Consider the following 22,970-nt stretch of genomic DNA (forward strand, 5'->3'; position numbering starts at 1 on the left):
GACCGACTACGTCCTGTCGAACGCTTCGGCCGGCAACGTTCTGTTCGGCATGACCACGACCGGTGCAATCGAAACCTCCACAGGTATCCTCGGCTCCAGCAACGGTACGATCGGTTCGGTCTACTCGCTCGACATCACCAACCTCACCAGCGCCGACCTCGGTCTCGCCCTGACCAACGTCGAAAACGCCCTGAAGTCGATGACCTCTGCCGGTGCTAAGCTCGGTTCGATCTCCACCCGCATCACGATGCAGGACGATTTCGTCAACTCCCTGAGCGACTCGATCGACTCCGGTATCGGCCGCCTCGTCGACGCCAACATGGAAGAAGAGTCCTCCAAGCTCTCTGCTCTGCAGACGCAGCAGCAGCTCGCGATCCAGTCGCTCTCGATCGCCAACTCCTCTTCGCAGAACATCCTGTCGCTCTTCCGCGGCTAATAGGATCGCGAAACATAGCCCGCCGGGTGACCGGCGGGTCCTATCGAAATCAAGCCGCGCTTCGATGGAGCGCGGCTTTTTTAATTTCCGTTAACGATTGATTAACCATATTGCTGTCATCTGCGTCTCAACGAGACGGCGAGTTAACCAAATTTAAGAACGGGTTAACAGGCATGAAGGCTGATCGTCGTTCCCGGGCGCTATTCCGGAATGTCCCTTTTATTAACGCCTGCCAGCAAGGGGCAATCATTTCATGACAAGCATTTTGACGAACGTCGCGGCTATGGCCGCCCTCCAGACCCTCCGCGGTATCAGCAACAATCTTCAGGATACTCAAGCTCGCGTATCTTCCGGCTATCGCGTTGAAAAGGCAGCAGACAACGCAGCTTATTGGTCCATCGCAACGACCATGCGTTCGGACAACAAGGCCCTCTCGGCTGTTTCCGACGCTCTCGGCCTCGGTGCTGCAAAGGTCGATACGGCCTACACTGCCATGGACAACGCCATCGACGTCGTCAGCGAAATCAAGTCCAAGATCGTCGCCGCAACTGAAAAGGGTGTCGACAAGACCAAGGTGCAGGAAGAAATCAGCCAGCTCCAGGCGCAGCTCATGAGCATCTCCCAGTCGGCTTCTTTCTCCGGCGAAAACTGGGTTGCAGGCAACACGACGAAGAGTGTTGTTTCCACCTTCGTCCGCGACGGCAACGGCAATGTCTCGGTCAAGACGACCGACTATGTCCTGGATGCGGCTTCCAATGGTAACGTCCTGTTCGGCATGACCACGACCGGCACCATCGATTCGAGCACCGGCATTATCGGCAGCTCCAACGGCACGATCGGCTCGATCTACACCATGAACATCACCTCTTTTGGCCAGACGGAAATCGCTATGGCACTGACGGCAATCGAATCGGGCCTGGAGGCAATGACGAAGGCAGCTTCTCAGCTCGGCTCCATCTCCAATCGCATCGAGCTGCAGGAAAACTTCGTCGCGGCCCTTGGTGACTCGATCGACTCGGGTGTCGGTCGTCTCGTCGACGCCGACATGGAAGAGGAATCGAGCAGGCTCACGGCACTGCAGACGCAGCAGCAGCTGGCGATCCAGTCCCTCTCGATTGCAAATTCCAGCGCTCAGAACGTCCTTACGCTCTTCCGCAGCTAAGCCACCGGTTGAAGCTGGATCAAACCTTGCGCCGCCAACTTGCGGCAGCCTGGAAACCGCGCTGTTTCGGCGCGGTTTTTCTTTTATTTCAATAATTTGCATGAACATCGGCGCTGCTGTTTCAATCCCCGTTTCCGCTCTTGCGAAAGTGGTTGATATCGGGTTAACGTTGCCGGGAGTTGATTTGTTTTGCGACGCACCGGTGTGGGGGACCCGCCGGCGGCATGAAGCCAGTTCAGTCGCTGCCGGCAAAAACCGGCCTGCCCATTCACCTTTCCGAGACCATGTCGATGACCGTCAAGATTACCAACGCGGCCGCGGTGAGTGCGCTGGCAGTGCTGCGCAGCATCACTAAAGAATCAACCGACGTACAGCAGCAGATTTCTACGGCGAAGCGGGTCGCGACTGCGGCCGACGATGCGACCTATTGGTCGATCGCGAGCGTCATGCGCGGCGACAGTACCAATCTGGGCACCATTGGCGATGCCCTTGGCCTCGGCGCCGCAAAGGTTGATTCGACCTATACGGCGATGAACTCCGCCATCGATCTCCTCGGCGATCTCAGAGCCAAGCTGGTTGCTGCGCGTGAGCCGGGCGCCGACAAGGACAAGATCAATGCGGAAATCACCGAATACAAGAACCAGCTCCAGACGATGGTCGAAGGAACGTCCTTCGCCGGCGAGAACTGGCTTTTGAACGGCGAGCCTGCGGCACCCCCGCAATGGAAGATCATCGGCAGCTTCGTGCGTGCGCCGACAGGCGAGTATCAGGCGCAGACCATCGATTTTCCGTCGTCTCAGACCATCCTGATAGATAGGAACAATGCCAATGGCGGCCTGTTCACCAAGGCGGTCAACGGCAATGCTGACGGCACGCCGGTCCGCAATTACTATCTCCTGAACGTGAACTCCGCGACGCCGGCGACCGGCACGGAAATCTCCATCAGCAAGTCGACCACCGACGCGCAGCTCACGGATATGCTGACGGCCACGGACGCCATGCTCAAGCAGCTTACGAATTCGGCAGCAGGGATTGGTATCATGAAGGCTCGCATCGACGATCAGATCGATTATACCGCAGACCTGTCCGACGCTGTTGACAAGAGCGTCGGCGCCCTCGTCGACACCGATATGGACGAGGCCTCGACCCGCCAGAAGGCCATCGAAACCCAGAAGCAGATGGCCGTTGAAGCGATCTCCATTCTGAATGCATCAGCCAGCAAGATTCTCATCCTGCTCGAATAATGATCAGGGCGAGGGCGGCACCATTCATCCTCGCGCAAGTTTGGGTTTCTAGTTTCCGGCATGAAGGCAGCGTCCGAATCCATGCCGGCGACAGGCCCTGGGCCTCTCCCGAACCGGAACGGCATGCCGGCAAGGACGATGGTCATTTTTCAAGCGGGGGCATGCCGCGTGCCCCCCGAATACTGGACGGTTTTTTATGAGCATTATGCTTTCCCGGTATTTGAAGGATTTCGGTGAGCCGAGTCCCTCGGCACCGATCATCGATGTTGATGATTTCGCCGCCGAAACCGCCTCCGCATTTGCGGATCTGCCGCAGGAGCCCGAAATCGACGTAGAGGCGGAGCGGCGCGAGGCCTATTCCGAAGGTTTCGCGGAAGCAACCGTGGAACTGGCCGAAAAATACGAAGGCGAAGCCCAGGCCGCGGCCGAAGCGCATGTGCGTGAGATCGAGGAGCTGAAACTCCGCTACGAGATCGAGGCGGCTGCGGTGATCGCTTCCCGTATCCGCGACATGGCCGAAGAGATTGCCACCCTCGTCAGCGAAGTGACCGCGGCAGCCATCACACCGGTCATGACCGAAGCGCTCGCAAAGAAAGCGACCGAAAATCTTGCCGTCCTGCTGCGGGAGGCGATCCTCGACGGCGCGGCGGCGCCGATCGTCGTGCGTGGTCCGGCCAAGCTTTTCGATATCCTCAAGGATGAACTTGGAGAGCATGCCGCATTGGTCCGCCATCATGAGGCTGATGACGTCGACCTTGCTGCCGAGATTGGCGAAACCGTGCTCGTGACCCGTATTTCCGCCTGGGCGGCTAGCTTGAAGAAAGTTTCCGAATGAGCGACGGCGAAAACCATCACCACGGCAAGAACGAGATCATCATCGTCAAGAAACATGGCGGTGGGGATCACGACGGCGCTCATGGCGGTGCGTGGAAAATTGCCTATGCTGACTTCATGACGGCAATGATGGCCTTCTTCCTCGTCATGTGGCTCGTCAACGCTGCCAACGAAGAAACCAAGGCCTCGATCGCGACCTATTTTAATCCTATCAAGCTTTCCGACGAAAAGCCGACCGAAAAAGGCTTGAAAAAGCCCGTCGACCAGGCCGAGGGCGAGCAGAACCAGGAAAAGTCGAAGAATAAGGAAGAGAATCCGAACCAGGGCAAGTCTGCCGCTGACGGTGAGGACCAGACCTCGACCTCCGGCGACAAGACCAATTACTCGGAAGCCGATTTCTTCGAGAATCCCTATTCGGTTCTCGCAGAGATTGCCCAGGAAGTTGGCCAGCAGGCAAACGTCAGCGCCAAGGGTGACGGCGGTGCGGCGGACTCAGGCCCGGCGACCGGTGCCGATGGCGGCGAAGCCTACCGCGACCCCTTCGATCCGGATTTCTGGACCAAGCAGGTCGAAGTTACCACCGCCGGTAAGCCGCAGCAGCCTTCGCCGCTCGATTCGCAGGCCGAACCGAACGAGATGGCCAAGGCCGAAAATACCCAGCCCTCCACTCTGCTGAGCAAGGATGCCAATAGCGCTGCCGTTGCCGCTTCGACAGAGAAACAGGCGGACAAGAAGGCGGATAAGACCAAAGACAAGCAGGCGGATAAGACCAAGGACGCCGACAAAAAGGAAGAGGCCAAGCAAGCTGAAGACAAGCAGCAGGCCGAGGAACTGCAGCAAGAGATTGCCCAGCAGATCGCGGGCGTCGCCGGCAAGCTCGCCGAGGGCCTGACGGTAACGGCGTCCGAAGGTGGCCTGCTGGTGAGCATTTCCGACCAGAACGACGACTCCATGTTCAACATCGGCTCCGCAGTGCCGCGCCAGGAAATGGTCCTCGCGATGCAGAAGATCGGCGCGATCCTGAAGCAGAGGGGCGGAGCCGTCGCCGTCCGTGGCCATACGGACGGCCGGAAGTTCAAGGGCGATCTCAACGAGAACTGGCGTCTATCGATGGACCGTGCCCAGAGCGCTTACTACATGCTCGTTCGCGGCGGCCTCGATGAGAATCGCATTTCCCAGGTTTCCGGCTTCGCCGACCGTCGCCTGAAGTTGCCCGAGGACCCCTACAACGCGTCAAACCGCCGGATCGAGATACTCGTGCAGGCAGATCAAGGATAGTCGCATGACGCGCAGGCAGCATCGCTATTTCAGATATGCGGTCTTCGGCCTGGCGATGATGTCGCCCGCCGTCGGTCATGCCGCGGATGCGGACGATCTCGCGCCATACAAGATGCTGCGCTCTCTGCAGTTCGTTCAGGACTCGGTTGTAGCAGGCGATCATTCCGCCGGTGAAATGCAGCGCTTCATGCTTGGCAAGATCGATCAGCGCCTGCGCAACGTTGATCCGTCCGTCTACGATGACGATCGCAACGTCGATGCCGCGCTGATCTATGTGATGAGTGGCGGCAATCCTCAGACGCTGGAATATCTCGTCACCCATGACGTCAACGGCTACTTCGATAATCGCGTCACCGACGTGCTGCGGAAATATCTGAGCGGCAAGGGCCTGCTTGTCTCCAGGACGCTGGAGGAAACCGCCAAGGAGTATGAAGGCAAGAAGATCGGCCCTTATCTGGCGCTGATCGGCGGCAATGTGCTGATCGCCACGAAGCCGCTGGACGCTCTTACTCTTTATGACAGAGCGCGGCTCAATGCACCCGGCACCATCGTGGAGGAGGCGGCGCTACGCCGCTCGGTCGCCATCTGCGTCGAAACCGGGCAGGTCGACAAGGGGGTCGCCTATTCGCAACGCTATATCCGCCGCTTCCTCCATTCGCCCTATGCCAGCCAGTTCGCCGATCTCTTCGTCAAGCTGATCGTCAGCCACGATCACGATGTCAGTCCGCAGACGGTCGTCGATATCCTGTCCTTCATGGATGCGCCGCGCCAGCGCGAGGTCTATCTGCGCGTCGCGCGCGCCGCTGCGATTGCCGGAAAGCCCGAGCTCGCCCGTATGGCTGCCCAGCGCGTTCAGTCGCTGGGCGAGGGGACGGACAATCCTTTTGGACCGCTCGCCGATTTCTATAACGGCATGGCGAACGTCCCCACCGACGATATTGATCAGGCTGCCAAATATATCGCCAATATCTCCGGCGCATCGCTCTCGCCACAGGACCAGGCACTGCAAGCTGCCGCACGATCCGTCGCCGAGCAGATATTGCGGGCTCCGGATCCGGCAAGCCTGACACAAGGCTCGACCCCTAATAATACTAATCAAGAAATCACTTCTGAACAGGCTGCAGCCGCCACGGCTGCGCAACCGGAAGGAGCGCCAGTTGCTGCTCCGGAACCTGTTGTCGAAGGCGCGGCTTCTGCTGGCACGAGAAGCCAGGATGTCGACCCTTCATTCACCTCTTTCGTGACGACCAATCGATCCAAGCTCGACGAAATCGACGGTCTCCTGGCCCAAGAAGGCAAGTAAGATGATGATGGATATCAGCGTCTCGGGCGGAGCGCCCGGCACGGATGCGTCTGCGTCCGTAAGATCCGGTCGGGGAGCCGGCAAAGGCGAGGCTGCGGATCAGAACGGTGGCTTCTCGGACGCCCTCTCCAAGGCTGGCAACAACGATCAGGATGCCGATGCCGTCGATACATCCGACCAGCAGGCTGCCAACGACAGCGCGGAGGCCGCAGCGCGCAACCTGCGCGGCCGCAATCCGAAGCCGCTGATCGATCTGAATGACGCCTCGCTCAAGGGACAGGTGGACGCGCAGTCCGAAACCATCGCAAATGCCGGCAAGATGCCTGTGAAGTCCGAAGAGGACCAGGGCAAGAACACGGCTGTCTTTGGACTGGGCAAGCCGGGCGCCAAGGATCGGGCAGCCGAGACCGCTGCCCAGGCAGTGGGCAAGCCTGCCAAGCAGACCAAGACCAGCACCCTCAATGGCGACATCACTGTCGATGCAGACGCGGACACGGAAGCAGGCGACGGCGATATCACCGATGTTCTCGGCCTGCTGAACAAGGAGCCCGGTGATGCCGCGGCTGTCCTGCAGGCATCCGCTCATCATGCCGTCGCGAAGGCGGACGACACTACGGCCGGCAAGAAAGACGCCAAGGCCGAAGGTGTAAACGGTGCCAAGGCTGATGCGCATGTGTCGGATGCATTGGCAGCCGTTGCCTCGCATGGCAATGACGCGCATGTGCCGGGAACGGAGAATGCTGAAGGTGTCGAAGGCAAGACGTTCAGGATCAGCCGCGCCGATGGCCGTGGGCAGACGATGGACATGCAGATCGGTGCCGAACAGCCGGGCTCCGAAAAGTCGGCAAAGTCGAGCGTCGAAAATGTCTCCGTTCTGGAATCACGCCGCTATCTCGGTCTGGTTCAGAACCCGAATTCCGCAAACGTGACAGCGGCGCTTTCGGGTGACAAGGAATGGACGCAGGCCATGCAGCCGAGCTCCGCCTTGTCGAACGCCGCCGAATGGACAAGCACCGGCAAGGTGGTAAACACCCTCAAGATCCAGATGAGCCCGATCGATCTTGGCCTCGTCACGGCTACGATGCGTCTGTCGGGCGATACGCTGAACGTCGATCTCAAGGTCGAGACCGGCGCGGCCTATCGCCAGCTCAAGGAAGATCACGGCAAGATCCTCGAGGCGCTGCGCAGCCAGGGCTACGCGGTCGATAACGTGACCATCAGCATGGCCCCTGTGGAACGCGCTGATGCCGGTAACCAGGCAAACAGCCAGGGACAGACTTCACAGCAGCAGCAACAGTCGCTCGCCCAGCAAGGCCAGGGCGGCGAGGCGCGCGAGCGCCAGAACCAGACAGCGCGGCAGACGGATGGAGGCTTCAATGGTGCGGGCGGGAACGGTGTTGAGAACGCTTCTGCTGCCGACGCTGGTGGCAGCCGCTCTGGCAGCGTTTACCTCTAGCGCATCCGCTTCGACCGGGGCCTGTGAGCGTGAGATTCAGTCTGCTGCGGCCAAATATGGGATCCCTGAGGGAATTCTCTATTCGGTCGGGCTGACGGAAACCGGGCGCAAGGGATCGCTCTATCCCTATGCGATGAACGTCGAGGGGAAGGCTCTGTTTCCACCCTCCGAGCAGGCCGCGTTGCTGCAATTCGACACCGCCAGCAGGGGCGGCGCGAAGCTCATCGATATCGGATGTATGCAGATCAATCACTATTTCCACGGCGGGAACTTCAGCTCCGTGGAGGAAATGTTCGACCCTCACCGCAACGTGGAATATGCCGCGAAGTTCCTGCGCAACCTGCACGATCGTCACGAAACATGGACCATGGCGGTAGCGAGATACCACGCAGGACCGAACAATAATCCGGCGCAGAAGCAGTATGTCTGCCGCGTCATCGCAAATCTGGTCGCCACCGGCTACGGCAAGTGGACTCCCAATGCGAGTAATTTCTGCGGAAATTAATTCAATTAATAATTGAATTCACCAATTATGACCGAACTGTGTCAAAGTGTGGCAAGAATCCGGCGCGATTCCTGCTTGCAAGACGTAATTAAGCAGGCGTTAACTTTTCCACGAAATTTTTGTGTGCATAATGTTATTGACCCACTATATGTAGATCAAATCGGTACCCAATTCTTAATCAATTATTAATTTCCGCCATTAACTTTCACGAGTAGCCGCTGATTCGCGCGATTCGTATCCATAGATCATCGATGTGCCACACTGATTCGGAGGCGGACGAATGATCGTAGTGGTTGATGAGCGTGAGCTCGTGAAGGATGGTTACACTTCTTTGTTTGGTCGGGAGGGAATTCCCTCAACCGGCTTTGATCCCAATGAATTCGGCGAATGGGTGCAGACGGCGGCTGATTCCGATATCGCTGCGGTCGAGGCATTCCTGATCGGCCAGGGGCAGCGCGCCATGGAGTTGCCGCGTGCGATCAGAGATCGCTCGATGGCGCCCGTGATCGCGGTCAGCGACCAGCCATCGCTCGAAAACACACTTGCCCTTTTTGATTGCGGCGTGGACGACGTTGTACGCAAACCGGTGCATCCGCGTGAGATTCTCGCGCGTGCCGCCGCAATCCGCCGTCGCCTGAAGGCGATTGCAAACCACACCGACATCGGTGCCATCCGTGTCTTCTCCGATGGGCGGGATCCGGAAATCCACGGCGAAACCTTCGCTTTGCCGCGCCGCGAGCGCCGCATCCTCGAATACTTGATTGCCAATCGCGGCCGTCGCGTCACCAAGACACAGATCTTCAATGCGATCTACGGCATTTTCGACGAGGAAGTCGAAGAAAACGTCGTCGAAAGCCACATCTCCAAGCTGCGCAAGAAGCTGCGTAAGAAGCTCGGTGTCGACCCGGTCGATTCCAAGCGCTTCCTTGGCTATTGCATTGATTGGAATTAATTTTTCGGCGCGGGCCATGCCGCGCGGGAAGGCCGAAATATTTCGATCGGCGACTGGGCATTACAGACAGCTTCACGCAAGGCCCGCCAAATACTGTTGCAATTAGCAGGTAAAACGAGGTTTTCAGATGAGCATTTTCGGCAGCATGAAGACGGCAGTATCGGGGATGAACGCGCAGGCAAACCGCCTCAGCACGGTCTCGGATAACATCGCGAACGTGAACACCAGCGGCTACAAGGCAGTTTCGACCGCGTTCTCGTCGCTGGTCCTGCCATCGGGCTCTGGTAACTACAACTCGGGCGGTGTGACGACGACGGTTCGTCAGGCCGTTTCCGACCAGGGCGATATTTCCTACACGACCTCCGGTTACGACCTTGCCATTTCCGGTGACGGCTTCTTCATCGTCCAAGGCGCCGACGGTGTTCCCGTCCTGACCCGCGCCGGTGACTTCACGAAGGATGACAGCGGCAACCTCGTCAACTCGGCCGGCTTCACGCTCATGGGCTATCCATGGGGCTCTTCGGCTCCAGCGGTCGTCGTCAACGGCTTTGATGGCCTCGTTCCGATCAACGTTCTCGGCGATCAGAAGTTGGCGGCGGTTCCGACCGCGAACGGTACATGGACCGGCAACCTGAAGCCCGGCGCAAAGATTGAGGCGACTGCGGCCAACCTGCCAAGCGCAAACGCCGCTACGGCGACTTCCGACACGCAGAAGTACTCGATGGTCACCTACGACAAGCTCGGCAGTAAGGTGATGTACGACATCTACTACACGAAGGTTCCCAATCCCGCATCGCCGCCGGCCGCAGCCGGCACGACCCAGTGGGAAATGGCAGTCTTTCGCAATGCCGATAAGGCGACGACGGGCACGAGCTCGTTCCCCTATTCCTCGGCGGCCGTGAATGTCACCTCGATCCAGTTCAATGACAAAGGCCAGATGACGGTCCCCGCGGCCCCATCGACGACGAACATCGTCGATCCGAAGACGGGCCTTACCATCAGCATGAAGCTCGATCTCTCTCAGGTCGGCGACAACTTCTCGGGCACGGGTAACGTCGACGGTCAGGGCGCGAATTCGCCGGTCGATATCACGATCGATGCTGACGGTATCGTCTACTCCAAGTATGATGATGGCAGCACCAAGCCGGTTTTCCAGATTCCGCTCGCCAACGTACCGAGCCCGGACCTGCTGACGCTGATGTCGGGCAACGTCTACTCGGCCAACGGCAAGTCGGGCGTGACCGTCACGGGTTTCCCGCAGACCAGCGGCTTGGGCAAGATCCAGTCGGGCGCCCTCGAAGGCTCGAACGTCGATCTCGCCGGCGAACTGACCGAGATGATCGAATCCCAGCGCAGCTACACCGCCAACTCCAAGGTGTTCCAGACGGGTTCCGATCTCATGGACGTTCTCGTCAACCTCAAGCGTTAATAAGGGTAACGGGTAAGCCATGTCGCTCACTTCAGCACTTAACACCGCGCAGAGCATATTCAACAATACGGGCGCGCAGAGCAGCGTCGTATCGAATAATATCTCGAACGCCGGCAACAAGGACTATGTGCGCCGGCAGGCGATGCTCACCACCTCGCTGAACGGCGCCCAGGTGGTCAAGATCAGCCGCGCACAGGAAGATGCGCTGCTGAAACAGTATCTCAAGGCGTCCTCACAGGACAGCGCTCAACAGACCCTGCTGAGCGGCCTCGAAGATCTGAAGTCGATCATGGGCGGCAACGATAACGAAACGTCGCCTGAAGTTGCCCTGCGCACCTTCCGCGACAAGCTCGGCACCTTCCGCGCCACCCCGGGCGACCTTATTGCCGCCCAGGGTGCGATTACGGCGGCGCAAGACGTTGTGACCTCCCTGAACAATGCCTCCAAGGCGGTGCAGCAGCAGCGTGCCGATGCAGACAAGCAGATCAAGAATCAGGTCGACTCGCTGAACAGCCTGCTGAAGCAGTTCGAAACTGCCAACAATGCAGTCAAGAAGGCGACATCATCCAACGAGGATCCTTCGAGCGCTCTCGATGAGCGGGAAAAGGTCCTCAAGCAGATTAACCAGATCGTTGGTGTGTCGACAGTGACACGCGCTAACAACGACATGGTGCTCTATACGGCTGACGGCACGACGCTGTTCGAGACGATCCCGCGCGCGGTCAGCTTCGAGCCGACGCAGTCCTATGCGGCTGACACAGCAGGCAACAAGGTCTATGTCGATGGTGTGGCCGTCAATATGGGCTCGGGCTCGACGACCAATGCGCAGGGCAGTCTGGCTTCGCTTCTGCAGATCCGCGATGATATCGCACCGACTTTCCAGAACCAGCTTGATGAAGTCGCTCGCGGCCTTGTGAATCTTTACCAGGAGGATGGCAATCCTGGCCTCTTCGTCTGGACAAACCCGACGACTGGCACTGCAGGCGGGGTTCCGCCGGCTGGTACCATCATCAAAGGCATCGCCGGAACGATCGCGATCAACGACCGTGTCGTCACCTCCAAGGGAGGTGATCCGATGCGGTTGCGTGACGGGAACATCAATACGACAAGCACGGCTGCGAACCCGACGGGTTCGAGCGGTTATACCGCGGAACTCGACCGTCTCTATACGTCGATGGATTCGGGGATTGCATTCGATCCGAAGACCGGTCTCGACTCGAATATCAGCATCCTGACCTTTGCCACCAATTCTATCGGCTGGCTCGAGCAGAATCGCAGCAACGCTACGACGGCGGCGGAAAATACCCAGGCTGCCGCAGCACGAACCGATGAAGCTTATTCCAACGAAACCGGCGTCAACCTTGATGAGGAACTGACGCTCCTTCTCGACATAGAACAGTCCTACAAGGCGGCGACCAAGATTTTGAACGCCGTTGACGAAATGTTGAAAGCATTGCTGGATATTGCGAGTTAAGCCATGAAGAGCTCATTTATTTCAAGTTCGGCCATCCAAAACGCCATGCGATTGACGATCCGTCAGGCGCAGAACCAGATGACGAAGGCGACGATGGAAGCGACCACCGGCACCTACGCAGATATCGGTGTGTCGCTTGGGGGATACGCAGCCAAGAGCATCGACTTTACCCGCGAAGTCGACCGCATCAAATCGATCAAGCTGAGCAATGCTCTCGTCGACGCTCGTATGGAATCGGCTCAAACCGGGCTCGATAAAATGAAGAAGGCCGGCGACAGCTTCCTCTCCAAGCTGACCGCGCTTCAGAGTAGCCACGATCCGGGCAGCATCACGGTCGCAATCCAGTCGGCCACGAGCGCGCTTTCCACGATGATGGACACGTCGAACTCGATGGTAAATGGCGAATATCTTTTTGCCGGCATCAACACTGACATCCAGCCGCTAACGGATAAAACCACTGCGACTTCGGCGGCGATCGTTACAGCTTTGAATGCCTATGCGGCAAGCCTGCCGACACCGAAGCCGGTTAACCAACTTACCGGCGACGAGATGAAGACCTTCATCGAGACCAAGGTCGAGCCGATGTTCAGCGAAGCGGCCTGGACGGACCCGACGACTGGTTGGTCGAAGGCGTCCAGCCAAAACATGACGAGCCGTATCAGCAATTCGGAAGTCGTTGAATCCTCGACCAACGCCAATTCCGAAGGCATGCGTTACTTCGCTCTGGCGACGGTGGTGACCTCTGCTTTGATGGGGCAGAGCCTCAGCACGGACGCAATGAGCGCGGTTTCTTCAAAGGCAATCACCTATACGACCAGAGCCACCTCGGGGATTGTCACTCAGGGCAGTCAGCTTGGTCTGTCACAGGAGCGTGTCGAGAAGGCGAATGACGCCCTCGATGCCCAGGCAAATATCATGCAGACCAAGCTCGTCGATATCCAGGGCGTCGATCCCTATGAGGCTTCGACCCTTGTCAAGACTTTGGAAACCCAGCTCGAAACCGCCTACACGATCGTATCGAAGATCCAGCAGTTGAGTCTCGTGAACTACCTTTGATGAGCAAAGGCGCGCAATATAAAGAAGGATGCATGAATGTATCAGTTCTCTTATGCCGAGGTCATGCAAGACTCGGTTGCCGACGCGAAAGAGCGGGAATGGCAGGTTCTCGAACGTTCGATCGAACTGCTTTCGGTGGCGCGCGACAAAGAGAAGTACAGCCGGGAGTCTATCGAAGCTCTCTTCTATACGCGACGGGTGTGGATCAGCTTCATTGAGGATTTGAAGCATCCCGACAACCAGTTGGAAGTCGAGCTCAGGGCGAACCTCATCTCGATTGCGATCTGGATATTGAAAGAATGCGACAGAATTAGAAAACGTCAGTCGAATAACTACCAGGGCATCATCGACGTTACCACCATCATCAGGGATGGACTTAAATGAAAAGTACACTTCGCATTTCTCTGAAAGCCGGAGAAAGAATCTTCATCAACGGCGCTGTCCTGCGTGTCGACCGCAAGGTCGCACTGGAATTCCTGAATGATGTGACGTTCCTTCTCGAAAACCACGTGCTTCAGCCGGAAGGCGCGACCACGCCGCTTCGCCAACTCTACTTCATTGCCCAGATGATCCTCATCAATCCCGAGGGCAAGGAACATTCGACGGCGATGTTCCGCAAGTCGATCACGATGCTGCTCACATGCTTCAAGAACGAGGAAATCCTCGCCGAGCTGAAGCGCATCGATGCACTCGTTTCGACTGGCCGCGCCTTCGACGCGCTGAAGGCGATCCGTGGTCTCTACGCGATCGAAGACGGCATTCTCAACAATCACGAACTGCCCCCGACAATGGTCGAGCAGATTCGCAGGGAGATCGCACCATGGCGGTAGACGGAACTCAGGGCGTAGGTGGAGGCAGCAGCACGTATGGCTCGTCCAATGCCGCGCAGCAGAAGGCCACGCTGAACTACGACAACTTCCTTCAGTTGCTTGTCGCGCAGATGAAGAACCAGGATCCGACCGATCCGATGGATGCGAGCGAGCAGATGTCGCAGCTTGCGAGCTTCTCGCAGGTCGAGCAGACGATCCAGACGAACACGAAGCTCGACACGCTGCTGACCAGCTCCAGCCTGACCCAGGCGAGCAGCTATATCGGCAAATACATGACGAGCGCCGACGGCAAAACCGTAGGCCAGGTCGAATCCGTCAAGGTTTATTCGGACGGCCTTGTTGCAACGCTGGACAATGGCGGTAAAATTCTCATTCAGGCTGGCATATCCGTTTCTGATTCGGCGCCGACCAACGGTTCGGGCGACGATAGCGGTTCGGATAATACCTGAGTGCCGACGAAACGGGTGGGGCCTGACGCTCGTTCGTTTGGATGATGCCAAAAATACCAGTCCTGCTAAGGCCGGGCTGGCTGCTTTCAAGGCGATATGAGGTTGCCTGACGATGAATGAAGCTGATGCACTCGACCTGTTCCAGGCTGCGATCTGGACCGTTCTCGTTGCGGCGGGTCCTGCGGTTACTGCGGCAATGGTCGTCGGTCTCGTGATCGCGCTGATCCAGGCGCTCACACAGGTGCAGGAAGCGACGCTTACCTTCGTCCCGAAGATCGTCGCCGTTCTGGTGACGGTCGGTATTTCCGCCCCTTTCGTGGGCTCCCAGATTTCCATTTTTACCAATCTGGTGTTCTCGCGAATCCAGTCCGGCTTCTGAGCCAACTTCGCGCAAGCTTCGCCATTTAACTGTCGATCCGAACTGGGCGGACTCTGATGTCCGCCTCCTCTCATGAAGAGACGGAATCGTTATGGCGCAACCACCTGCACTACCCCTTCCGAAAGTCACTCCGAGCCTGCGTGATGTCGGCTTTGCCATGGGCATCATCGGCATCATCTGCATCCTCTTCCTGCCGATCCCGCCGTTCCTGATCGACATGGGACTGGCATTCTCGATCGCCTTCTCGGTGCTGATCCTCATGGTCGCGCTGTGGATCCAGAAACCTCTCGATTTCTCATCCTTCCCGACCATCCTTCTGATCGCGACGATGACGCGACTGGCGCTGAACATTGCGACGACGCGTGTCATCCTTTCGCACGGCAACGAAGGGCACGATGCTGCGGGCGGCGTCATCGCCGGCTTTGCAAGCCTGGTCATGTCCGGTGACTTCGTCATCGGTCTGATCGTCTTCCTGATCCTCATCACTATCAACTTCATCGTCATCACCAAAGGTGCGACGCGTATCGCGGAAGTCGGCGCACGTTTCACCCTCGATGCCATCCCCGGCAAGCAGATGTCGATCGATGCCGACCTCTCGGCCGGTATCATCGACGAGAAGGAAGCCCAGCGCCGCCGCAAGGAACTGGAAGAAGAAAGCTCCTTCTTCGGTGCCATGGACGGTGCGTCGAAATTCGTTCGCGGTGACGCGGTCGCGGGTCTTCTCATTACCGCCATTAACGTCTTCGGCGGCATCATCATCGGTTATTTCCGCCATGGCATGCCGATCGGCGAAGCGGCCGACGTCTTCGTCAAGCTCTCGGTTGGTGACGGCCTCGTCTCGCAGATGCCGGCTCTCATCGTCTCGCTCGCCGCCGGCCTTCTCGTTTCGCGCGGCGGCACCACCGGCTCCACCGACCAGGCGGTCGTCAATCAGCTGAGCGGCTATCCCCGCGCGCTCTCCGTCTCGGCCGTGCTGATGTTCGTCCTGGCCCTGATGCCGGGCCTGCCGTTTGTCCCCTTCGTGATCCTCGGCGGTCTTCTCGCCTTCGGCGCCTGGTTCATTCCGCGTCAGGTCGAAGCCGAAAACAAGATCCGCCGTGATGCCGAGGAAAAGAAGGTTGTCCAGAGCAAGGAGCTAGAAAAGGACTCGGTCAAGTCGGTTCTCCGCACCTCCGAAATCGAGCTTGCTCTCGGCAAGATGGTCTCGACCCGTCTGCTTGGCGCCCATCAGGAGCTCGCCTTCCGCGTCGGCAAGATGCGCAAGAAGTTTGCGACCCAGTACGGTTTCGTCGTGCCGGAAATCAAGGTGACGGACGATATCGGCATCCCCGAAAAGTCGTACCAGATCCGCATCCACGGCACGACCGTTGCTTCGAACCTTCTGCGTGTCGGCGAAGTTCTCGTCGTCACCGGCGCCGGCCGGAAGCCGAGCATCCCGGGCGACGAAATCCGCGAACCCGCATTCGGCATGCCGGCGGTTTCGATCCTCGAAAATTTCGCCGAGGATTTGAAGCGCGAAGGCTTCCAGCCGATCGACAACGTCTCGGTCGTGCTGACGCATATGAGCGAGGTTATCAGAAACAACCTGCCGCAGCTTCTCTCCTACAAGGACGTGAAGATCCTGATCGATCGTCTCGACCCCGAATATAAGAAGCTCGCAGACGAGATCTGCTCGTCGCACATGTCCTATTCGGGCCTGCAGGCGGTGCTGAAGCTGCTTCTTGCCGAGCGCGTCTCGATCCGCAACCTGCACCTCATTCTGGAAGCGGTTGCCGAACTTGCCCCGCATGTCAGAAAGACGGAGCAGATCGTCGAGCACGTCCGCATCCGCATGGCCCAGCAGCTCTGCGGCGACTTGGCGGACAATGGCGTGCTGCGCGTGCTGCGGCTCGGCAGCAAGTGGGATCTCGCCTTCCATCAAGCTCTCAAGCGTGATGCAAAGGGCGAAGTCGTCGAATTCGACATCGACCCGCGCACTCTGGAAGAGTTCAGCGAGCAGGCCACGAAGGTTATCCGTGAATTCATGGATAGAGGCCTGCCATTCGCCCTTGTCACGTCGCCGGAAACGCGCTCCTATGTCCGCATGATCATCGAGCGACTCTTCGCAACGCTTCCCGTCCTCTCGCATGTGGAACTGGCCAAGGGCATCGAAATCAAGATTTTGGGCTCGATTTCATGATTTCAGACCCGCAAGGGACAGTTCTGGCGCTGTTTCTGGTTTTCTGCCGGATCGGTGGCTGTGTGCTGACCCTTCCGGGTTTTTCTTCCGCCCGTGTTCCGGAGCAATTGCGCGTCTTCATCGCCGCCGGACTTTCGCTTGCGGTGCTGCCGGTGCTCTGGGATACGGTCTATCCGTCCGTTCACACCAGTTCCGGCACCTATATCGGCCTGATTTTCAGCGAATCGCTGATCGGTGTCATGTACGGCATGCTCGCCCGGCTCTATACGCTCGGCCTGCAGTTTGCCGCCTCGATCGTCTCCATGATGGTTGGCTACACGCAGCCGAGCACGAGCGATGTCGTCGAAGACTCGGCCGAAATCAGCCTGACGGCCTTCATTACGATGGCCGGCCTGATGGTTCTCTTCATCATGGACTTCCATCACATCGTCTTCCGCGCGCTGATCGATTCCTACACGACCATGCCCTTCGGCGGGTTGATGCAGATGCGTTCCACGCTCATTACCTTCACTGATACGCTGGAGCAGACCACCTACATCATGCTGCGGCTGGCGAGCCCCTATCTGATTTACGGGCTGATCTTCAACATCTCGATCGGCTTCATTAACAAGCTTGCGCCGCAGATTCCGGTCTACTTCATCTCCACGCCTTATCTGCTGATGGGCGGCCTCTTCCTGCTCTATTTCTCGATCGCGGCAATGATCAGCCAATTCGGCCAATCCTTCGCGGCACTATATGTGGGAAGGTGAGGGGCGATGATCGAGAAGAAGCGTTCCGACAAGCTCAAGCGCCTGGTCGCGGTGCAACGGCATCTTGAAAAGATGGCGGAATACGATCTCGCAGAAACCGGCCGCCAGCGCGCCGAAGTCAATGCGGCCATGGATGTCGCCATTCTTGCGCTCGGTTCGCTGGACCCTGTCCATCGTGCTTTTTCGCAGAGTTACGCCGACCGATTCGGCAGGCTGAGCATCAAGGACCAGCAGTTGACTGGCATGCAGCAGGTGCATGAAATGCGCCTGACGCGCGAGCGCGCCAAAGGTGACCGGCTTGAAGAAAACATGCTCGATGCCCTCCAGGCAGAGCGTCGGGAGGCAGATGACAACGCTGTCTACGATGTAATCGATCAGCAATTCGCAACGCCAGCCTCCAGCAAGCTTCAAAAATAATAATCGCCACGATCTTACATTAGAGGATTGTAACGTGGCTATTTCACCCCCCAGCGATCTGGTGATGGACGTCGTCAAGGCGGCCGACCCCATGGAGGTTCAGGCTGCCCAGGAAAAGCTGAAGGCCAACCGCGCCGCCTTTGCTGCGACAAGTCTGGCCGACAGTGGTAACGGCTTTTCTTCCGCAGTCGACATTCTCGACCACGTCAAGCAGAAGAGTGGCCTGAACAATATTCAGAACCGTACCAAGACCGAGGAAGTGCCGGAAACCTACCGGAAGTTCGAGGCCATGGTTCTGCAGAACTTCGTAAAGTCGATGCTGCCGAGCGATGCCGAGAATGTCTTCGGCAAGGGCGCAACGGGCGACATCTGGAAGGGCATGATGGCCGAGCAGCTCGGCAATGTCATGGCCAAGGGCGACGGCATCGGCATCGCCAAGCAGATGTATGCCGAGCAGCTCCATCGCCAGGAAGGCAAGATCGTCAATGCCTCTACGGATGAAGACGATCGCAAGACCGCGATGAGCATGATCGACGAATTTCAGCGCAAGACCTTCGGCACCCCGACTGCCGACAATAAGTCCGCAACAAGCGACGCATAATCGAGGATAAAATGGAAATAGTTTCGAACGAATACAGGATCAAATCCGTTCTCGGACGCCTCGAAATGATAATCGACAATGAGAACACCCGGATCGGCAGCGATCCGCAGTTCGATCTCAAGGTCTCCAACGCGCATAAGAGCCGGTGCCTGTACGAGCTCTCGATGCTTTTCCGCGACACCGATCCGGCCGAACTTGCAGCTTCGCATCTGGACCAGCTTCACGGTCTGAAGAAGAAGCTTACGCTGAACGCCCGTCGCGTCGAAGCGCATCTGGAGGCGGTTCGCGCCGTTGCCGATCTTCTGAAGAATGCCGTGCAGGATGCCGATGCTGACGGCACCTATTCCCAGGAACAGTTTGTCGCGCGGGATGCCTGATGATCAAGCTCGTCCTCACAGGCGTCTGGGTCTGCGCCGTCACCTTGGCATCGGTCTATTTCTCGGTGAACATGGCGACTGCGCCGGCGCCGGTTGAATCGAATACCAAGCAAAGCGCGCTCGAACTTGTGAAGGGCGAGACGATCACTGTGCCCGTCATCGCCAACGGTGCGGTCAACGGTTATTTTCTCGGCCGCATCTCCTTCATGATGCACAAGGATATGATTGCGGGCCTGAACCTGCCGATCACGGAGATGACGACCGACGAGCTCTTCAGCCTGCTCGTCGGTAACAAGATGATCGATGTTTCCAACGTCAAAGCCTTCGATCCCGGGGCTTTCCGCGAAGAGATCAAGAAGGGCATGAACGAGCGTCTCGGCGGCGAATATGTGGCCGAAGTCATGCTGGAACAGCTCGACTACCTTTCGAAGGAAGACGTGAAGGAAAATTCCGGCGGCAAGCCGCAGAAGGTTGGCGCGCCGGTCAAGATCATCGAGACCGCGCCTGCATCCGAAACGCCGGCTCCATCCGCCGGTCACTGATCACCATCGACCGACCAGTTAAAAAACGGCGCCGAAAGGCGCCGTTTTTGCGTTCTCGCCTTGGTTAATGAACCACTTATGCGCGCAGGAAAATCCAAGGTTTTTTCCTAAGGGTTGTTTGAAACCGAGTTGGTATAAACGCGGCACAAGCTTGGGAGGATGGCCGCCACGGGGTTGGGGGAGATCGCTTCAGGCAGGACGCTGCTGGTCCTCACAAGACCTCCGCTGCGGAAACGTAGGCTTATTTTCCGGGATGTCGGGCGCATGACGCACCCTCGGCAGGAGGTTGGAATGAATCTGATTGCAAACTTCGCGGTGCTTGCGTCGCGGCGGACGATTTTCGATCTGCCGGTCTGCGATCTCGGCTGGGACGACGCGCTGGTTTTCATCAACGAACTGGCTTCCATTCCCGTCGGGCAGACGGTGGTTTGCTTCGTCAACGCCCACAACATGCTGACGGCCCTGCGCGACGATGAGTATTATCAGATCATGTCGCACAACCTCGTGCTGCCTGACGGTATCGGTCTCAATATCGCATCCCAGGTCACGCATGGTTCGCCGTTTCCCGCCAATCTGAACGGTACCGATTTCGTACCGGCCTTCCTGACTTTCATGGAAACGCCGCGTCGTATCGGCCTTATCGGTGGCGCGCGCGCGGTCGTTGAGAAGGCGGCCGAGAACTTTTCCAGGCACGCGCCCTGGCACGAGTTCTTCGTGATCTCCGACGGCTTTTTCGACAAGGCCAATCCCGAATCCGTTATCGCCGAGGTGGAGCGCCAGAAACTCGATATCCTGATCGTTGGCATGGGCACGCCGCTGCAGGAAAAGTGGGTTCACCAGAATATCCGAGCCGATCACGCGCGTCTCGTCCTGACGGTTGGTGCACTTTTCGATTTCGTTTCGGGCACTGTGCCACGCGCCCCGAAGACCGTGCGCATGATGCGCCTGGAATGGGCCTACCGCCTGGTACAGGAGCCGACGCGCCTCTGGCGCCGCTATATTCTCGGTATTCCGGTCTTCCTCTTCCGGGTCTTCCAGTATCGCTTCAGCCGGCGTGCGCGCATCCTCAGTCAGCCGGATGAACGGGCGCATGTTGCAGGCGAACAGAAGAGAATTGAGCAGATGAAGAAAGCCGGCTGATTACAGATTTCTGCAGGTTCCGGTTAACCATTTCTTTGCCATGTATATTTAGAGTAGCTTAATCCTCCGCGTCAGCGCGGTTGAGCGAACTCGGCCATCATGCGCATGAGATGTGACGCCAATGCACGATTCCAGGGCGAAAAACAGTTTCCATGATCGCGCAACCACCTCTTCGCGCGGCCAGCGGCAAAGTCATGCCGAAAAGAGCAGCCATCCGCCGGAGATCCTTCCTTCCGAAGCTGAACTGCTGCGCGCCATAGGCCGGCTGCTCGACGAACAGCGTGCGAAAGCGCGGCAGACCGAACCGCTTGTGGACCGGATCGAAACGATCCTCGGTTCGCGCCTTCAGGCTGCAAACGATATCGCCTCCGCTTCCGCAGCTGAACCCTCTCGTCCTGCGCCAGAGCCGACGACGCAGTTCGTCCAGGTTCAACGCGTTGCTCCCGCTGAGAGAGCGCCCGTTTCGACGGTTTCGCGCGAAATACGGCGCCCGAACTGGATCAGGAACGCTCTCATCATGGCTGCCCTCTCGTTTGGCGGCGCTGCCACCCCTATCCTGATGCCATCCTCACCCGCGCTTTACACCGCAGAAACGATGCTTGCCGTGGATGCGGGCGCAGGTAACCGGGCGGCCCTCGTCGGGGAGACCGTCAAAAGACTGTCGTCAGTACCTGCCATCACCTCTGCCGTTGCGGCACTGAAGCTGGACCGCGATCCGGAATTTGCCGGTAACAGCGCCAATGCACTTGGTGTCGCCTTCGATCTTCTCTCCGGCAGCGGTGCAGCCGCCGATCCGGCATCGCGCGCCGAGGCCGCGCTGAAATCTGCCGTGGCGATTATTCCCGACGACCGCACTGGCACGATCCGTCTGATGGTAACGACAGGCGATGGCGGCAAATCGACGCGCATCGCCATGCGACTGTCCGATGCGGTGACCGGGGGCAGCGCCATGGGCAAAGCGGCCGAGACGGCCACTGCCTTGAAGAAGGAAAATGATCAGGCTCAAGCAGAGCTGACGGCTTTCGGTCAGAAGAACGGCGAGGGCAATGTCAAGGTCGCGACGCAGCTGCAGCGCCAGATCGCCGGGCTGGATGCCGATCTGAAGAATGCCGACGGCAATATCCTGACTGCCAAGGAACAGGCCGACAAGCTGAAGGCCGCCAAGCTCGCGGACGTGCTGGAAGGCTCGCTCGCTCCGGATATGATCTCGCCCGCCCTTCAGGATCTGCGCGACAGATACGCGATCGCCAAGACCGCATTGGCACAGCTTTCGGCAGACCTCGGACCGCGCCATCCGCGCCTGCTCCAACAGCAGTCCGAGGTCGATGGTCTGAAGGATAACATCGGCAAGGAATTGGCGCGCCTCGCCCAGAACGCAAATGCAGCAGCCAAGGCTGCCGTCGATGCGCGCAGACAGCTCAGCGATCGCCGCAACGCGCTGATTGCCCAGAGCCGCGATACTGGCGTCGATCTCGCCAAGCTGACCGAACTGCGGGAAAAGGCGTCTGCCGCCCGCTCGCGTCTGGAAGAGGAGGTCTCCACGACAGGTGCCATCGGTGATGGCCGGGTAACGGTTCGCAAGCCCGCTCTTGTGCTGCCGGTTTCCGGCGACAGTAATTTCGGTTTCAGCGCCTTGGTTGGCGGCCTTGCCGGTTTGGCGGTGGGCCTCGGCTTCGCCTTCGTGCCGCGTTTCTTCCGCCGACAGCCCGAACAGGTGCGGGTCCAAGTTTCCATCGAGGCTCCAATCCTCGCCCCTGTGCCCGAACTTGCGCCGGTCCCGGCGTTGGCGCAGACACCAGAGCCGGCGCTGGTTCCGCAGGCGGCTGAGGAAGTCGATGCGCTGCGCTCGCAGATCGCCAGCCTGCGCGATCGCTTGCATGCCTATCAGGTCTCACGGTAAGCGAACGCCCGACCACAGATTGCTCTTGCATTTGCCGTTTTTAAACGGGATAGGGCGTTATCGGGAAATCATTCCCGCCGCGGGCGAATAGACTGGCGCGAAATTGGGCGGAGAAGACGCGTGACGACAGTAATCGACGGCAAGCAGGTTGCCGCTTCCGTAATCGAAACCGTTAAATCGGCAAATGCTGCGCTTGAAGCCGCCAAGGGCGTCCAGACGGGCCTTGCCGTCGTCATTGTCGGCGATGATCCGGCGAGCCACACCTATGTCAGTTCCAA

The 22,970-nt window shown here is 58.5% G+C and carries 25 protein-coding genes; all 25 read left to right on the forward strand.

Annotation, left to right across the window (positions count from 1 at the left end; all coding sequences use genetic code 11):
* The coding region (locus AB4Z13_RS32385) for a flagellin (protein WP_442207739.1) at positions 1-436 on the forward strand (436 nt) is incomplete at its 5' end.
* Positions 437-689: 253 nt separating this feature from the next.
* Positions 690-1,598 (forward strand): flagellin N-terminal helical domain-containing protein, encoded by a 909-nt coding sequence (locus AB4Z13_RS32390; RefSeq protein WP_439014095.1) that lies wholly within the window; start codon positions 690-692, stop codon positions 1,596-1,598.
* Between the two features lie 290 nt (positions 1,599-1,888).
* A complete protein-coding gene (locus tag AB4Z13_RS32395; protein ID WP_439017170.1) occupies positions 1,889-2,842 on the forward strand; it encodes a flagellin N-terminal helical domain-containing protein in 954 nt (317 codons plus the stop codon).
* A gap of 196 nt (positions 2,843-3,038) precedes the next feature.
* Complete coding sequence (locus AB4Z13_RS32400; RefSeq protein WP_113319649.1) at positions 3,039-3,677, forward strand: hypothetical protein; 639 nt, start codon at positions 3,039-3,041, stop codon at positions 3,675-3,677.
* A complete protein-coding gene (locus AB4Z13_RS32405; RefSeq protein WP_439014096.1) occupies positions 3,674-4,954 on the forward strand; it encodes a MotB family protein in 1,281 nt (426 codons plus the stop codon). Before AB4Z13_RS32400 ends, AB4Z13_RS32405 begins: the two co-directional genes overlap by 4 nt.
* A gap of 4 nt (positions 4,955-4,958) precedes the next feature.
* The gene (motC, locus tag AB4Z13_RS32410) at positions 4,959-6,257 is read left to right on the forward strand and encodes a chemotaxis protein MotC (protein ID WP_439014097.1); all 1,299 of its coding nucleotides are present in this window, start codon (positions 4,959-4,961) and stop codon (positions 6,255-6,257) included.
* Between the two features lie 4 nt (positions 6,258-6,261).
* Positions 6,262-7,713 (forward strand): flagellar hook-length control protein FliK, encoded by a 1,452-nt coding sequence (gene fliK / locus AB4Z13_RS32415; RefSeq protein ID WP_439017171.1) that lies wholly within the window; start codon positions 6,262-6,264, stop codon positions 7,711-7,713.
* On the forward strand, positions 7,634-8,218 hold the full coding sequence (locus AB4Z13_RS32420) for a lytic transglycosylase domain-containing protein (RefSeq protein WP_439014098.1): 585 nt from the start codon (positions 7,634-7,636) through the stop codon (positions 8,216-8,218). The genes fliK and AB4Z13_RS32420 overlap by 80 nt, the downstream gene beginning before the upstream one ends.
* Before the next feature lie 280 nt (positions 8,219-8,498).
* Positions 8,499-9,170: a transcriptional activator Rem gene (gene rem, locus AB4Z13_RS32425; RefSeq protein WP_029868524.1), complete on the forward strand. Its 672-nt coding sequence runs from the start codon at positions 8,499-8,501 to the stop codon at positions 9,168-9,170.
* 127 nt (positions 9,171-9,297) lie between these two features.
* Positions 9,298-10,599, forward strand: a complete 1,302-nt coding sequence (locus AB4Z13_RS32430; protein ID WP_029868525.1) for a flagellar hook protein FlgE — start codon at positions 9,298-9,300, stop codon at positions 10,597-10,599.
* Between the two features lie 19 nt (positions 10,600-10,618).
* On the forward strand, positions 10,619-12,073 hold the full coding sequence (flgK, locus tag AB4Z13_RS32435) for a flagellar hook-associated protein FlgK (protein ID WP_439014099.1): 1,455 nt from the start codon (positions 10,619-10,621) through the stop codon (positions 12,071-12,073).
* A 3-nt stretch (positions 12,074-12,076) separates the two neighbouring features.
* Positions 12,077-13,129, forward strand: coding sequence for a flagellar hook-associated family protein (locus AB4Z13_RS32440; protein ID WP_029868527.1), 1,053 nt, complete (start codon positions 12,077-12,079; stop codon positions 13,127-13,129).
* A gap of 36 nt (positions 13,130-13,165) precedes the next feature.
* A complete protein-coding gene (flaF, locus tag AB4Z13_RS32445) occupies positions 13,166-13,513 on the forward strand; it encodes a flagellar biosynthesis regulator FlaF (protein WP_029868528.1) in 348 nt (115 codons plus the stop codon).
* Entirely contained in the window at positions 13,510-13,959 is a 450-nt protein-coding gene (flbT, locus tag AB4Z13_RS32450) for a flagellar biosynthesis repressor FlbT (RefSeq protein ID WP_112541506.1), read from the forward strand. The genes flaF and flbT overlap by 4 nt, the downstream gene beginning before the upstream one ends.
* Positions 13,950-14,408, forward strand: coding sequence for a flagellar hook assembly protein FlgD (gene flgD / locus AB4Z13_RS32455; RefSeq protein ID WP_439014101.1), 459 nt, complete (start codon positions 13,950-13,952; stop codon positions 14,406-14,408). The genes flbT and flgD overlap by 10 nt, the downstream gene beginning before the upstream one ends.
* A 112-nt stretch (positions 14,409-14,520) precedes the next feature.
* Positions 14,521-14,787 (forward strand): flagellar biosynthesis protein FliQ, encoded by a 267-nt coding sequence (gene fliQ, locus AB4Z13_RS32460; protein WP_439014102.1) that lies wholly within the window; start codon positions 14,521-14,523, stop codon positions 14,785-14,787.
* A 91-nt stretch (positions 14,788-14,878) separates the two neighbouring features.
* Positions 14,879-16,966 carry a flagellar biosynthesis protein FlhA gene (flhA, locus tag AB4Z13_RS32465; RefSeq protein ID WP_439014103.1) on the forward strand — a complete coding sequence of 696 codons (2,088 nt, stop codon included), beginning with the start codon at positions 14,879-14,881 and terminating at the stop codon, positions 16,964-16,966.
* Entirely contained in the window at positions 16,963-17,715 is a 753-nt protein-coding gene (gene fliR, locus AB4Z13_RS32470) for a flagellar biosynthetic protein FliR (RefSeq protein WP_310378812.1), read from the forward strand. Before flhA ends, fliR begins: the two co-directional genes overlap by 4 nt.
* A gap of 6 nt (positions 17,716-17,721) precedes the next feature.
* Positions 17,722-18,132, forward strand: a complete 411-nt coding sequence (locus tag AB4Z13_RS32475; RefSeq protein WP_439014104.1) for a hypothetical protein — start codon at positions 17,722-17,724, stop codon at positions 18,130-18,132.
* Between the two features lie 34 nt (positions 18,133-18,166).
* Complete coding sequence (locus tag AB4Z13_RS32480; protein ID WP_007825009.1) at positions 18,167-18,733, forward strand: rod-binding protein; 567 nt, start codon at positions 18,167-18,169, stop codon at positions 18,731-18,733.
* An 11-nt stretch (positions 18,734-18,744) separates the two neighbouring features.
* Complete coding sequence (locus tag AB4Z13_RS32485) at positions 18,745-19,110, forward strand: hypothetical protein (RefSeq protein WP_113300728.1); 366 nt, start codon at positions 18,745-18,747, stop codon at positions 19,108-19,110.
* Complete coding sequence (locus tag AB4Z13_RS32490) at positions 19,110-19,652, forward strand: hypothetical protein (protein ID WP_113319640.1); 543 nt, start codon at positions 19,110-19,112, stop codon at positions 19,650-19,652. The genes AB4Z13_RS32485 and AB4Z13_RS32490 overlap by 1 nt, the downstream gene beginning before the upstream one ends.
* A 291-nt stretch (positions 19,653-19,943) precedes the next feature.
* Positions 19,944-20,792: a WecB/TagA/CpsF family glycosyltransferase gene (locus AB4Z13_RS32495; RefSeq protein WP_439014105.1), complete on the forward strand. Its 849-nt coding sequence runs from the start codon at positions 19,944-19,946 to the stop codon at positions 20,790-20,792.
* Between the two features lie 121 nt (positions 20,793-20,913).
* On the forward strand, positions 20,914-22,692 hold the full coding sequence (locus tag AB4Z13_RS32500) for a succinoglycan biosynthesis protein exop (protein ID WP_439014106.1): 1,779 nt from the start codon (positions 20,914-20,916) through the stop codon (positions 22,690-22,692).
* 120 nt (positions 22,693-22,812) lie between these two features.
* Positions 22,813-22,970 (forward strand): tetrahydrofolate dehydrogenase/cyclohydrolase catalytic domain-containing protein (locus AB4Z13_RS32505; RefSeq protein WP_442207740.1); only part of this gene is annotated, 158 nt, incomplete at its 3' end.

The organism is Rhizobium sp. YAF28, assembly GCF_052113285.1.
In the GTDB taxonomy this organism is placed as follows: Bacteria; Pseudomonadota; Alphaproteobacteria; order Rhizobiales; family Rhizobiaceae; genus Rhizobium.